Annotated in this window: 15 protein-coding genes; 13 read left to right on the top strand and 2 right to left on the bottom strand. The window is 63.3% G+C overall.

The genetic code is table 11. The annotated features are described in order from the left end of the window. The first annotated feature begins 96 nt into the window (after positions 1 to 96). From R2E40_RS06180 to R2E40_RS06240, 12 genes are all read left to right on the top strand, one after another. The gene (locus R2E40_RS06180; RefSeq protein WP_011705171.1) at positions 97 to 903 is read left to right on the top strand and encodes a M48 family metallopeptidase; all 807 of its coding nucleotides are present in this window, start codon (positions 97 to 99) and stop codon (positions 901 to 903) included. Beyond that, on the top strand, positions 891 to 1,397 hold the full coding sequence (locus tag R2E40_RS06185; RefSeq protein WP_318165012.1) for a GNAT family N-acetyltransferase: 507 nt from the start codon (positions 891 to 893) through the stop codon (positions 1,395 to 1,397). The genes R2E40_RS06180 and R2E40_RS06185 overlap by 13 nt, the downstream gene beginning before the upstream one ends. A gap of 109 nt (positions 1,398 to 1,506) precedes the next feature. Further along, the gene (locus R2E40_RS06190) at positions 1,507 to 2,409 is read left to right on the top strand and encodes an ROK family protein (RefSeq protein WP_011705173.1); all 903 of its coding nucleotides are present in this window, start codon (positions 1,507 to 1,509) and stop codon (positions 2,407 to 2,409) included. 42 nt (positions 2,410 to 2,451) lie between these two features. Beyond that, the gene (locus tag R2E40_RS06195) at positions 2,452 to 3,177 is read left to right on the top strand and encodes a copper homeostasis protein CutC (RefSeq protein ID WP_318165013.1); all 726 of its coding nucleotides are present in this window, start codon (positions 2,452 to 2,454) and stop codon (positions 3,175 to 3,177) included. Between the two features lie 312 nt (positions 3,178 to 3,489). Further along, positions 3,490 to 4,101, top strand: coding sequence for an FKBP-type peptidyl-prolyl cis-trans isomerase (locus R2E40_RS06205; RefSeq protein WP_005298548.1), 612 nt, complete (start codon positions 3,490 to 3,492; stop codon positions 4,099 to 4,101). Positions 4,102 to 4,230: 129 nt separating this feature from the next. Beyond that, on the top strand, positions 4,231 to 5,112 hold the full coding sequence (locus R2E40_RS06210; protein WP_039216056.1) for an ABC transporter ATP-binding protein: 882 nt from the start codon (positions 4,231 to 4,233) through the stop codon (positions 5,110 to 5,112). Between the two features lie 73 nt (positions 5,113 to 5,185). Continuing rightward, positions 5,186 to 6,199: an ABC transporter permease gene (locus R2E40_RS06215; protein WP_318165014.1), complete on the top strand. Its 1,014-nt coding sequence runs from the start codon at positions 5,186 to 5,188 to the stop codon at positions 6,197 to 6,199. Next, on the top strand, positions 6,184 to 6,510 hold the full coding sequence (locus R2E40_RS06220) for a DUF2845 domain-containing protein (RefSeq protein WP_201886633.1): 327 nt from the start codon (positions 6,184 to 6,186) through the stop codon (positions 6,508 to 6,510). Before R2E40_RS06215 ends, R2E40_RS06220 begins: the two co-directional genes overlap by 16 nt. A 462-nt stretch (positions 6,511 to 6,972) precedes the next feature. Continuing rightward, positions 6,973 to 7,992 carry an amino acid ABC transporter substrate-binding protein gene (locus tag R2E40_RS06225; protein ID WP_201886632.1) on the top strand — a complete coding sequence of 340 codons (1,020 nt, stop codon included), beginning with the start codon at positions 6,973 to 6,975 and terminating at the stop codon, positions 7,990 to 7,992. A 68-nt stretch (positions 7,993 to 8,060) separates the two neighbouring features. Further along, the gene (locus tag R2E40_RS06230; protein ID WP_318165015.1) at positions 8,061 to 9,248 is read left to right on the top strand and encodes an amino acid ABC transporter permease; all 1,188 of its coding nucleotides are present in this window, start codon (positions 8,061 to 8,063) and stop codon (positions 9,246 to 9,248) included. 9 nt (positions 9,249 to 9,257) lie between these two features. Further along, complete coding sequence (locus R2E40_RS06235) at positions 9,258 to 10,352, top strand: amino acid ABC transporter permease (protein ID WP_318165016.1); 1,095 nt, start codon at positions 9,258 to 9,260, stop codon at positions 10,350 to 10,352. A 120-nt stretch (positions 10,353 to 10,472) separates the two neighbouring features. Further along, on the top strand, positions 10,473 to 11,216 hold the full coding sequence (locus tag R2E40_RS06240; protein ID WP_065476354.1) for an amino acid ABC transporter ATP-binding protein: 744 nt from the start codon (positions 10,473 to 10,475) through the stop codon (positions 11,214 to 11,216). A gap of 110 nt (positions 11,217 to 11,326) precedes the next feature. Here the strand turns inward: R2E40_RS06240 and R2E40_RS06245 are convergent, their stop codons facing one another. Next, the gene (locus tag R2E40_RS06245; protein WP_016349931.1) at positions 11,327 to 11,542 is read right to left on the bottom strand and encodes a DUF1107 domain-containing protein; all 216 of its coding nucleotides are present in this window, start codon (positions 11,540 to 11,542) and stop codon (positions 11,327 to 11,329) included. A gap of 188 nt (positions 11,543 to 11,730) precedes the next feature. Here R2E40_RS06245 and yfcD point away from each other — a divergent pair, with 188 nt between their 5' ends. Beyond that, entirely contained in the window at positions 11,731 to 12,234 is a 504-nt protein-coding gene (gene yfcD / locus R2E40_RS06250; RefSeq protein ID WP_016349932.1) for an NUDIX hydrolase YfcD, read from the top strand. Positions 12,235 to 12,295: 61 nt separating this feature from the next. Here the strand turns inward: yfcD and R2E40_RS06255 are convergent, their stop codons facing one another. Continuing rightward, complete coding sequence (locus R2E40_RS06255) at positions 12,296 to 13,222, bottom strand: phenylacetate--CoA ligase family protein (RefSeq protein ID WP_103829167.1); 927 nt, start codon at positions 13,220 to 13,222, stop codon at positions 12,296 to 12,298. Between the last annotated feature and the right edge of the window lie 31 nt (positions 13,223 to 13,253).

A 13,253-nucleotide genomic window follows, 5' to 3' on the forward strand; every position in this document is an offset into this window, starting at 1 on the left:
TATGTGACCGCTTTCGCCAGACCGGGTGATTTGCCGACTTGCACCGGACGCCCGCATTTCCGAAAATAGGGCATCTTTATGGTGAAGGACACCTCCATGACATCTCCCCTGTTCAAGCTTGGCCTGGCGGCACTCTGTTCCACCCTGCTCGCCAGCTGTGCCCAGTCTCCCACCGGCCGCAGCCAGATGCTGCTGTTCTCGCCCCAGCAGATGAGCAAGCTGGGGGCCGACTCCTTCGAAGAGATGAAGAAGCAGGAGAAGGTGAGCACGGATGCGAAGATGAACGCCTATGTCTCCTGCGTCGCCAAGGCGGTGACCGCCCAGGTGCCGAGCCAGTACGGCATCACCAGTTGGGAAGTGGTGGTGTTTGACTCCAAGCAGGTCAACGCTTTCGCCCTGCCCGGCGGCAAGATCGGGGTCTACAGCGGCCTGCTCAAGGTGGCCAAGAACCAGGATCAGCTCGCCACCGTCATCGGCCACGAACTGACTCACGTGCTGGCCCAGCACTCCAACGAGCGGCTCTCCCGCAGCCAGCTGACCGGCCTTGGGCTGGCTGCGGCCGACATCGCCATGGGCAGCAGCGAATACCGCGGCGCCACCATGGCAGCGCTGGGGCTCGGGGTGGAGGTCGGCGTCATGCTGCCCTATGGCCGCGAGCAGGAGAGCGAGGCGGACCGGCTGGGCCTGGATCTGATGGCCCGCGCCGGTTTCAATCCGGCCGAAGCGATTCCCCTGTGGCAGAACATGAGCGCGGCCGCGGGTGGCAATGCGCCGCCGCAACTGCTCTCCACCCACCCCAGCAACGAGAACCGGATCGCCGAGCTGCAGGCCCAGCAGGCTGAAGCCGTGCCGCTCTACGAGCAGGCCCGCGCCTCCGGGCTGGTACCCCAATGCAAGGCATAAGCCTGCGCATGGCGCGGCCCGATGACGCCGCCGCCATGACGGTGATGCAGCGGGCCAGCTGGCTCGCCGCATACGGTGGCGTGCTCGGTGCCGACATGCTGGCCCAGCTGGCGGTGACCGAGCATCTGCAGATCTGGCAGCGCCGGCTGGCGGAGACAGGCCCCAAGCCCATGCTGCTGTGCCAGGACGAGGTGGTCATCGGCCTGCTCTACTGGCAGCCGGAGACGACGGGGGAGTGCCCCACTGCCTGGATCCGCGCTTTTTACCTGCATCCCGACCACTGGCGTCAGGGCCACGGCAAGCGGCTGTGGCAGGCGGTGGCGATGCAGATGCGGCGCGCCGGCTGTGAAGGCGTCAGATTGTGGCTGCTCGATGGCAACCACATCGGCGAGGGGTTCTACCTGCGCCGCGGCTTCATGTTCGACGGTCAGGAGCGCACCCTGATGAGCCTCGGCCAGCCCTGCCTGCAGCGACAAATGTTTCGTTTGCTTTGATCTCTCTCCCGTTTTTCGCCTCTGGTCACTTTATTTTTTTTGCGAATTAATACAATGTCCCCCTCTGGACAGGCTGAGGTGAGGCGACTCATCGACAAGGGAGTGTGGCATGTATTACGGCTTTGATATTGGTGGCACCAAGATAGCGTTCGCTGTGTATGACGGCGCCTTGAATCTCTGTCACGAGGAGCGCATGAGCACTCCCGGCAACGATTACGAAGGGCTGCAGCAGCTGATCCGCGCGCGGGTCGAACAGGCGGATGCCCGTTTCGGCGCCCGTGGTGCGGTGGGCATCGGCTTTCCCGGCATTCTCAACCGGCACGACCACAGCATAGTGGCGGCCAATCTGCCCTCCATCAATGGCCGCCACCTGGGCGCCGATCTGGCCGAACTGCTGGCGCGCCCGGTCAAGGTGGACAACGATGCCAACTGCTTCCTCTGGTCCGAGGTTCATCAGGGAGCGGCGGCGGGAGCCGACAGCGCCCTCGGCGTCACCATCGGCACCGGCATCGGCGGCGCCGTCTATCTGGCGGGCAAGCTGATCCAGGGCCGCAACTGGCTGGCGGGGGAGATAGGCCACTACCCGCTGCCGGCCACCATGTTGATGAAGTACCCCGACCTGCCTCGTCCCCGTTGTGGCTGCGGCCGTTTGGTCTGTTTTGAAACCTATGCCTCCGGCACTGGGCTGGAGCGGCTCTACCACCACTTTCACGGCCAGCGTGCCAGCGGCCACCAGATAGTGGGGCGCTTCGAGGCACACGAGCCCCATGCGGTGGCCACGGTCGACTGCTGGCTCGAAATCATGGCCGCCGGGCTTGCCACCGCCATCTCGGTGGTCGACCCCGACGTGGTGGTGCTGGGGGGCGGCCTGAGCGGTCTGCCCGCGCTCTATGAACAGCTGCCGCTGCGCCTGCCTGGTCATCTGCTGCCCGGGGTCGCCCTGCCCGAGATCCGCGAGGCCCGCTTCGGCGGCGCCGGCGGGGTGCGCGGGGCTGCCTTGCTCAATTTATGAGATCAGATCCGGGGTCTGATCTCCCCAATAAAGGAGTCCATCATGACCTCTCTTGAAATCTGTATCGACAATCTGGAATCCCTGTTTACCGCCCAGGAGGCCGGCGCGAATCGCATCGAGCTCTGCTCTGCGCTGGGGCTGGGCGGCCTGACTCCCTCCTATGGCTTCATGCAGCTGGCGGCGCGCCATGCCACCGTTCCCGTCTACGCCATGATCCGGCCCCGAGCCGGCGACTTCTGCTTTGGCGACGGGGAGTTCGAGATGATGCTGCAGGATATCGCGGCGGCCCGCGCCGCCGGCCTGCAAGGGGTGGTGGTCGGTCTGCTGGACGAGCAGGGACGGGTGCCTGCCGCCAAACTCACCCAGCTGGTGGAGGCGGCAGGCCCCCTTGGCGTTACCTTCCACCGCGCCATCGACCTCTCCTCCGACTGGCGCCTCGACTTGGAGACCATAGTCGCCGCCGGCTGTGAGCGCATTCTGAGCTCGGGCCACGCGCCGACTGCGCTGGCGGGGCTGGAGACCCTGCAGGCGATGCAGCAGGCGCTGGCGGGGCGGGCCAGCCTGATGCCGGGTGCCGGGGTCAATGCCGACAACGTGCGCACCATAGTGGAGTTCACCGGGGTGACCGAGGTGCACATGTCCGGCATGGGCTGGCGCGGCGGCATGGTGCCCCATGGCGTCAACATGGGTACCTCGGACGATGGCCGGGTCAATATCACCGACGGCGCCAAAGTTGCAGCGGTGCGGGCTCTGCTGGACAGGGCCTGATACGGGCCGCCCGGCGGCATGGTGTCTCGTCATGGGGCATCAACATGGGCACCTCGGACGATGGCCGGGTCAATATCACCGACGGAGCCAAGGTGGCGGTGGTGCGAGCTCTGCTGGACAGGGTCTGATACCGGCTCGGCGAGAGAGATAATCTCACGAAAAAATGGGGCGCCGCATGTCGGCGCCCCTCTGCCAGCTTGTGTGAACTCTCTCCCACGGTGGGGGAAATCAGGCGCCAGGTCGGCAGCACCTGGCGCAAAAGTCTGATATTATCCCGTCTCTTTTACCCTCAGGACCCGGAGCAACTTCTCAATGTCCCAATACGACTCTATCGAACAGAAGGCCAGCTATGGCATCGGCCGCAACATGGGTGATCAACTGGCGCAGCAAGCCTTCGCCGGTCTGGATATCCCGGCCCTGCAGCAAGGTCTGGCAGATGCCCTGAATGGTCTGGAGTTCGCGGTCAGCCGTGACGATATCAACGATGCCTTCCAGGTCATCACTGCCCGCATGCAGGAAGAGCAGGAAGCCGTCGCCAAGGCTGCCGCCGCCGAAGGCGAAGCCTTCCTGGCCGACAACGCCAAGCGCGCCGAAGTGAAGACCACCGAGTCCGGCCTGCAGTACGAAGTGCTGGTGGAAGGCAACGGTGCCGTACCGGTAGCCGGTCAGTCCGTCCGCGTGCACTACCACGGTACCTTCACCCACGGTGGCGTGTTCGACAGCTCCGTCGCCCGCGGTCAGCCGGCCGAATTCCCGGTCACTGGCGTGATCGCCGGCTGGGTAGAAGCGCTGCAACTGATGCCGGTTGGCTCCAAGTGGAAGCTCTACATTCCGCAGGATCTGGCCTACGGCGCACGCGGTGCCGGTTCCATCCCGCCGTACTCTGCCCTGGTATTCGAAGTGGAGCTGCTGGACATCCTGTGATCCGGCTGGCTTGATTGATACAGACGGCGACCCTCGGGTCGCCGTCTGTTTTTTTGCGCCGCGCGCGGCGGGGCATGGGCAGCGCCTGCGCTTTTGGATATAGTCATGGCTCCTGCTGGGAGAGCGCCCATGGCTGCCATCATTGAAGTCGTCGATCTCGTCAAGCACTTCCCCGGCGTCAAGGCGGTGGACGGGCTCAGTTTTGCCATTCCTGCCGGCAGCTGTTTCGGCCTGCTCGGCCCGAACGGGGCGGGCAAGACCACCACCATCGAGCTGCTGGAGGGGATCCTCACCCCGGACAGCGGCCAGATCCTGTTCCACGGAGCCCCGCGCGGCCCCGACTACCGCTCCCGTATCGGCATCCAGTTCCAGCACACGGCGCTGCAGGATTTCCTGACGGTGCGCGATACCCTGCGGCTGTTTGCCAGCCTCTACCCGGCCCCCTTGCCCCAGGCCCAGCTCATCGAGCTGTGTGCGCTGGGAGAATTTATCGATCGGGACAGCCGCAAGCTCTCCGGCGGTCAGCGGCAACGGCTGCTGCTGGCACTGGCGCTGCTTGGCGACCCCGAGCTGCTGTTTCTGGATGAGCCCACCACGGGTCTCGATCCCCAGGCCCGCCACCACTTCTGGCAGCGCATCGAGGCGATCAAGGCGCAGGGCAAGACGGTGGTGCTCACCACCCACTACATGGACGAGGCCCAGCAGCTGTGCGATCAGATTGCCATCGTCGATCACGGCCATCTGCTCAGCTTGGATACCCCGGTCGCCCTGCTGGCCCAGCATTTTGACGGCGTGCTGGTGCGCCTTGCGGCTCACCCGGCCCTCGCCAGTCTCGGCTATCCCCTGCGCCCGCTGGGCGAGCAGGTGGAGCTGAGCTGCCCTGACGTGGCGGACTTGCTGCCACGGCTGCTGAGCCTGGGCGTGCCGCTGACCGGCATGCAGGTGCGCTCCCCCAATCTGGAGGATCTCTTCCTCCACCTGACCGGCCACAGCCTGCGGAGCGGCGCATGAAAGCTACCCCGTGGCACTCCGCAGCGGCGCCTGCCGGCATGCCGTCCCAGTTTGCCAGCCCAAGGAGCACCAGATGACGGGATCCCTCAAGCGCATCGGGGCGCTCTTCTATGCCCGCAACCTGGAGTTCGTGCGGGATCGGGCGGCGCTTGTCTGGAACCTGGCCTTTCCGCTGTTGCTGGTGCTGGGGTTCACCCTCATCTTCTCCGGCCCGCCCAAGCCGCTGGTGCAGATGGGCGTGGTGGGGGAGCTGCCCGCAGCCTATGCCCCGCTGCGCGCCGTGCCGCTGCTCAAGATCATCCCCTATGACGAGGAGGAGAAGGGTCGGCTCAAGGTGCGCCACCATCAGCTGGATCTGCTGCTCTCGCCCGGCACGGGCCGTTACTGGATCAACCCGGACGCCCCTCAGGGAGCCATGGCCGAGTACCTGCTGCGCCAGGCCGTGTCGGTGCAGCTGGTGCGGGAGACCCTGAGCGGGCGCGCCATTCGCTACGGTGACTGGCTGCTGCCCGGGGTGATCGGCATGAACCTGATGTTCTCCGGCCTGTTCGGGGTGGGCTTCGTCATCGTCCGCTACCGCAAGAACGGAGTGCTCAAGCGGCTGCGGGCTACCCCGCTCTCGGCCGCCGAGTTTCTCTGCGCCCAGCTGCTGTCGCGCATCCTGATCACCCTGGTGGTGAGCCTGCTGGTGTTCCTGGTGGCTTACTTCTTGCTCGGAGTGCCGCTGCTGGGCTCGGGCTGGCTGCTGCTGTTGATCGCCCTGCTGGGCGGGGCGTCCATGGCGTCCCTCGGTCTGCTGGTGGCGGCCCGCATCCAGAACGAGGAGCTGGCGAGCGGGCTGCTCAACGTCATCAGTATGCCCATGATGTTTCTCTCGGGTGTCTGGTTCTCGCTGGAAGGGGCCCCCGCCTGGCTGCAGCAGCTGGCGGCCTGGCTGCCGCTCAGCCAGATCATCGCGGCGGCCCGCGCCGTCATGCTGGGAGGAGCAGGCTGGGCCGAGGTGGCGGCGCCACTGGGCTGGGTCCTGCTGTTTACGCTCTGCTGCATCACCCTGGGCAGTGCCCTGTTCAAATGGAGTCACCGATGAAATCACTACCGCTGGTTGGTGGGGCACTGCTGGCCCTGCTGTTGAGTCTGCCGGCCAGTGCCGGCGCCATGCGCTGCAAGAATGCGCTGATCACCGAAGGAGACAGCACCGCCGAGATGCTGCTCAAGTGCGGAGAACCCATGCTGCGCGAGGAGCTGACCCGCAACGAGGAGAACCAGTTTGGCAACCTGATGCAGGTGAAGTATGGGGAGCGCTGGACCTACAACTTCGGCAAGAACGAGTTCATGCGCTTCGTCACCGTGCGCAACGGGGTGGTCACCGACATCGAAAACGGCCCGCGCGGCGATTGATCCTGCCGACCGGATGCTGCGCACCGAGTGCGGTAGTGTGGCTCCGGTCTCTCTCCGGCTTTTACACCTCCGTTCCCACGCTTCATTCCTCTCCTCCGGTTGCCTGGTATTGGTTCATTCCCCCCAATAACGGGCCCTGTTGTGAGAAAAATGGACCTGATAAATGAGTCGTCAGCGCTTTTTTCTGCCCCAATCCGGTGCGTCCGATTTTTTGCGAAAAATAATCCTCGCACTCTCGGGGGCTTTGAACCGTAGGCCATTTTGCGAATAAGGGTCTATTTTTAATTCTAAGAGTGCATATCGGCCTGTTTACCTATTTTGTGCTGCTGCACCAGAAATGGGCTCGGCTGCACCGGTTGACAGGTTTTTGGTTGGCTGGATAAGCTGCGAAAAAGCGGGAAAAACCATAGCATCTTGCAGAATTTTGGTGCCAATTTGAATCAAACCACAGGGAAGAGTGACATGAAGCAGATACACAAGGCAGGTATGGTGATAGTGCTGTCGCTGGCGGCAGCCAATGTCTGGGCAGATGGCACCCTGGATGCCGTCAAGAAGAAGGGATTCTTGCAGTGCGGGGTCGGCGATGGCCTGCCCGGCTTCTCCAACCCGGATGCAAAGGGCACCTGGACCGGTCTGGACGTAGATGTGTGCCGCGCCGTGGCCGCTGCCGTGCTAGGGGATGCGGGCAAGGTCAAATATGTTTCCCTCACCGCCAAGGAGCGTTTCACCGCCCTGCAGTCCGGTGAGGTGGATCTGCTGTCGCGCAACACCACCTGGACCCTGACCCGGGATGGTTCGCTGGGGCTCACCTTCGCCGGGGTGAACTACTACGACGGCCAGGGCTTCCTGGTCAAACAGTCCCTCGGGGTCAAGAGTGCCAAGGAGCTGGACGGAGCCGCAGTCTGCATCCAGTCCGGTACCACCACCGAGCTCAACCTGGCGGATTACTTCCGTGCCAATGGCGGCATGAAATACACCCCTGTGGTGTTCGACACCTCGGATCAGACCGTGAAAGGGTTCGAGGCCGGTCGCTGCGATGTGCTGACCTCGGATCAGTCCCAGCTCTACTCCCTCAAGATCAAGTTGGCCAAGCCGGAAGAGGCCTTGGTATTGCCTGAAGTCATCTCCAAGGAGCCGCTGGGCCCGGCGGTGCGTCAGGGTGACGATCAGTGGTTCAAGGTAGTGCGCTGGAGCTTGAACGCCATGCTCAACGCCGAGGAGGCTGGTGTCACCAGCGCCAATGTGGACGAGATGCTCAAGTCCACCAACCCGGATATCCGTCGCCTGCTGGGGCTGGAAGAGCCCAAGGGATCGGTATTGGGGCTGGATGACAAGTGGGCCTACAACATCGTCAAACAGGTTGGCAACTACGGTGAGTCCTTCGATCGCAACGTCGGTGCCGGCTCTCCCCTCAAGATTGACCGCGGCATCAATGCGCTCTGGAACAAGGGCGGCCTGATGTACGCGCCGCCCATTCGCTGAGTCGATGAACCATAGGGGGGCTTGTCCCCCCGCTTTCCCCATGCCTTGGCTTTGTCGGAGTCATCCTTATGGCGTCACATGCATCAAACCATAGGAAAGAACAGGGCCGCTGGTGGTATGACGCCAAGGTGCGGGCACTGATCTTCCAGTGTCTGGCCATCGCCGCCGTTCTCGCCTTCCTGTTCTACATCATCAACAACGCCCTGACCAATCTGGCCACCCGTGGCATCACCACCGGCTTCGATTTCTTGGGCAACACCGCCGGGTTTGGCATCCTGCAGAGCCTGATCCCCTACGACGAGACCTACACCTTCGGTCGCACCTTCGTGGTGGGTCTGCTCAATACTCTGCTGGTTTCCGTACTCGGTATCCTGTTTGCTACCGTGCTCGGTTTTGTGCTCGGAGTCGCCCGGCTCTCCAGTAACTGGCTGGTGGCCAAAATAGCCACCGTCTATATCGAGACCTTCCGCAACATCCCGCTGCTGCTGCAGATCTTCTTCTGGTACTTCTCGGTGCTGCGCACCCTGCCATCTCCGCGCCAGAGCGTGGAGATAGGGGGGCTCGCCTTCCTCAACGTGCGGGGCTTCTATCTGCCCAAGCCCTTGTTCGAAGAGGGATTCGGCTATGTGCTCTGGGCTCTGCTGCTTGCCATCGTATTGAGCTGGGGGCTGAGCCGCTGGGCCCGGCGCCGCCAGGCCCTGACCGGCAGGATCTTTCCATTCTGGCGCTGTGTGGCCGGGCTGGTCATCCTGCTGCCAGCCATCGTGTTCCTGCTGGCAGGCAGTCCGCTCAGCTGGAGCGTGCCGGCCCTGCAGGGATTCAACTTCCGGGGAGGGTTGACGATACTGCCCGAACTCGCGGCCCTGCTGCTGGCGCTCACCATCTACACGGCGGCCTTCATCGCGGAGATAGTGCGATCAGGCATCCTGGCCATCAGCAAGGGGCAGACGGAGGCGGCCTCCGCGCTCGGGCTTTCACCCGTCAAGACGTTGCGGCTGGTGATCATTCCCCAGGCGATGCGGGTCATCATTCCTCCCTTGACCAGCCAGTACCTGAACCTCACCAAGAATTCCTCGCTGGCCACGGCCATCGGCTACCCGGATCTGGTGTCAGTCTTCATGGGCACCACCCTCAACCAGACCGGGCAGGCAATCGAGGTCATCGCCATGACCATGGGGGTCTATCTCGTCATCAGCATCACCACCTCGCTGCTGATGAACATTTACAACCGCAGAATGACGCTGGTTGAGCGCTAGGGAGCTGTCATGTTCGTGAACGAATTGCAGGAGGCCCTGCCGCCTCCCAACCATCGCCGAGGAGTGGTCGCCTGGCTCAGGCAGAATTTGTTCCCCAACTGGTGGAACGGCCTGCTAACCCTGGCGCTGGCCTATCTGTTGCTGCCGCTGCTCTGGTCTGCCCTGGACTGGGCACTGCTCTCGGCCACCTGGCAGGGCAGCAGCCGTGCTGACTGTGTGCAGGGAGGGGCCTGCTGGATCTTTATCGAGAGCCGGCTGGGGCAGTATCTCTACGGTTTCTATCCGGTGGATCAGTACTGGCGCATCAACCTGGCCTTCGTTGGACTGGCGGTGTTGCTGGCGTTGCTGATTTGGCCGCGTACGCCGCGCAAAGGGTGGCTGGCGCTGTTCACCCTGCTGGTGTTTCCTGTCATCGCCTTCTTCCTCATCCATGGGGGGGCGGGGCTGGAGGTGGTGGAGACGAACCGCTGGGGCGGGCTGATGCTGACCCTGGTGCTGGCGGTGGTGGGCATAGTGGTTGCCCTGCCGTTCGGCATCCTGCTGGCACTGGGGCGTCGCTCCCACATGCCGGTCATCTCCAGTCTCTCCACCGTTTACATCGAGTTCTGGCGGGCGGTGCCGCTCATCACAGTGCTCTTCATGGCGTCCGTCATGCTGCCGCTGTTCATGAGTACCGAGGTGGAGCTCGACAAGCTGCTGCGGGCACTCATCGGCATCATCCTGTTCCAGGCGGCCTATGTGGCCGAGGTGGTGAGAGGCGGGCTGCAGGCGATCCCCAAGGGACAATACGAGGCGGGGGAGGCCCTGGGGCTCTCCTACTGGAAGGTGATGGGGCTCATCATCATGCCGCAGGCCCTCAAGATCACCATTCCCTCGCTGGTGAACACCTTTATCTCCTTGTTCAAGGACACCAGTCTGGTGCTGATCATCGGCCTGTTCGACCTGCTCGCCATCTCCAAGGTGGCGCTGGCGGATCCGGCCTGGCTGGGGTATTCCACCGAGGCTTATGTCTTTATCGCCATGATCTTCTGGATGTTCTGTTTTGGCATGTCCCGCTACTCCATCTATCTGGAGCGCAAACTCAACACGGGCCACAAGCATTAGGAGTAGCTGCAAGATGACAACGGATACCATGGCGGTACTCAAGGATGCCAATCACCCGCGGTATGAGGCCTTGCCTATGCTGCAAATGGAACAGCCACACATATCGGGAGTGACTTCAAAATGACAATGGATCCTGTGGTTGCCCTCAAGGACGTCAACAAGTGGTACGGTGAGTTTCACGTGCTGCGCAATATCAACCTGCAGGTGGGCAAGGGGGAGAAGATCGTCATCTGCGGCCCCTCCGGGTCGGGAAAATCCACCATGATCCGCTGCATCAACCGGCTGGAGGAGCATCAGAGCGGCGACATCCTGGTCAAGGGCACGGCGCTCACCTCGGATCTCAAGAACATCGAGACTGTACGGCGCGAGGTGGGCATGGTGTTCCAGCACTTCAATCTCTTCCCTCACCTGAGCGTGCTGGAGAACTGCTGCCTGGCCCCCATCTGGGTCAAGCAGTTGCCGCGCAAGGAGGCCGAGGAGATCGCCATGACGTTCCTGCGCCGGGTACGCATTCCCGAGCAGGCCCTCAAGTACCCTGGCCAGCTCTCCGGCGGTCAGCAACAACGGGTGGCCATCGCTCGCAGTCTCTGCATGAATCCACAAGTCATGCTGTTCGACGAGCCCACCTCGGCACTGGACCCGGAGATGGTGCGGGAGGTGTTGGATGTCATGGTAGAGCTGGCCCACGAGGGGATGACCATGCTTTGCGTTACCCACGAGATGGGGTTCGCCAAGCAGGTGGCGGATCGGGTGATTTTCATGGACAGGGGCCAGATCATCGAGGAGAACGTGCCGGATCAGTTTTTCGACCATCCCCAGTCGGAGCGTACAAAGCTGTTCCTCTCCCAGATCCTGCAGCATTGAACGCAGAGCCTGGGTGCTGACGACCGATGAAAAAGCGGCCCGCGCGGCGAGTAGCCGGCGGGCAAAGACGTGCATGAACGCAGACTACAAAACAGAAAGGACTATGGAAGTTACCCCAACAGCAGGGTGGTGTGACGCAGGCCGCGAACCTCCAGATTGATCTGCCGGGCCAGACTCAGGGTCTGCCGGCAGGTCAGGCTCTCCAGATTGATCTCGCCGCCGCTGAACTCGAACCGCCCGTGGGCCTCCACCATGAAGCTGCCGTGATGGAAGCTCTTGATGTAGCGGGCAATCTGGCGGGGAGACAAGTTCTTGAACACCTTCATCACAAAACACCTGTTGCGTGGACAGGGCACACTATGGCGTTGCCAGGTGACACGGATGTGACAGTTTGTGGAGGTTTGTATGAATCCGGTTTGTCCTCCGCCCGCATTGGTCATCCATCTGGGGCGGGAGTGAAAAAAGGCTGCCATGACAAGCCGTTGCCCCGATATACTGCGGGCAGTTTAACGCCATGAACAAGAAGGGTCTGCGTGTGGAATGGGTGGATGTGGTGGATGGAAACAATCAGGTGGTCGGGGTTGCCGAGCGTGCCAAGGTACGGCGGGAGAACCTCTGCCACCGCGCCAGCTATATCCTGGTGCTCGACGAGGCTGACCGCATCCTGGTGCAGCGCCGCACCCTCAGCAAGGACTTCTGCCCCGGCATGCTGGATGCCTGCGCCGGTGGCGTGGTCACCACGGGCGAGCTGATGGAGCCCTCCGCCCGCCGCGAGCTGGCCGAGGAGCTGGGGATCCGCGATGTGCCGCTGCAGGCATTCGGTGACTTCTATGCCGAAGGGGAGGGGTATCGGGTGTGGGGCGGTCTCTTCAGCTGCCGCTATCAGGGGCCGCTGCAACTGCAGGCCGAAGAGGTGAGCGAGGTGTGCTGGATGAGCCAGGCGGAGATCGCCGCGCGGGCCGCCGAATTCACCCCCGACTCCTTGCTCGCCATCGCCACTTGGCAGGCGCGGCGCTGACGCGCACCCTGCAAACAAAACGGGCAGCCACTGGCTGCCCGTTTTGTTTGCAGGGTGGATGTTAGACCAGCCTGAGCCGGCGATTGGTGCGCCCGCACGGACTGGCACCGGCGAGCCAGTGGCCCTGCCACTCGGTGACCAGACGCAGCAGCGGGTATTCCAGATCGAGCCGGGTCACCACCAGCTGACCGACGCCATCGCCGATGACCGGCTCGCCGCTGGCCAGATCGATGATCTCGATGAGGCAGCTTTCGTTGACGATGAAGCCGTGGCCGGGCTGGCTCTCATAGGCGATCACCCCCGCATCCTGCAGCAACAGGCAGTTGAGCGCCCGGATGCCATGCACCGCCTGCAGCGGCCGGGTATCGGGGTGGGAGGATTCGCACAGCAGGGCGCAGCGCAGGCTGTCGCTCGGCACGTCGGCCCGCTCTGCCGCCTCCAGCAGATCCAGCAGCACCGCCAGCGGCCCGACGAACCCGGTCGGCTCATAGCGCTGCAGTGCCTCCAGCTGGCGCCCGGTATCGTGGGGACCGCAGGGCACCACGGGCGCACCCAGCTGGCGGGCGCCGTTGTCGAAGATGAAGGCGGTGGGGCTGATGTGGTAGTCGTGGCCGTTGAGCAATACCTCCCCGGCCTTGAAACCGGCGGCGAACAGGGCGCGCGCCGCCCCCCACCAGTCGGCACCGGCGTACTCGGGAATGGCCAGCTGGCCCGGACAGGCGAAGACCCGCAGCGCCTGGCTGGCGGGGCGGCCGGTGAGGCCGGCAAAGGGCGGGTGAGCCTGCTGGGCGGCGAACAGTTCGCTGGCGTTGAGCAGGGGCAGGCTGGTCAGCTCGCCCAGATCCTGCAGGCGACGCTGGCGGTAGGCACTGGAATAACCGGCACAATACTGGCCGACATGGGTAAGCAGGTGATTGAGTTGATCCAGTTGTTGCTGCTCTCGCAAGGCGGAGGGGCGAATTTCCAGTCCATCGTAATAGTGCTGCATGAGGCCTCCTTGGTCGGCTGATCCTGCTCAA

Origin of the sequence: Aeromonas sp. CD, from assembly GCF_033349375.1 — a bacterium.
GTDB lineage: Bacteria > Pseudomonadota > Gammaproteobacteria > Enterobacterales > Aeromonadaceae > Aeromonas > Aeromonas hydrophila.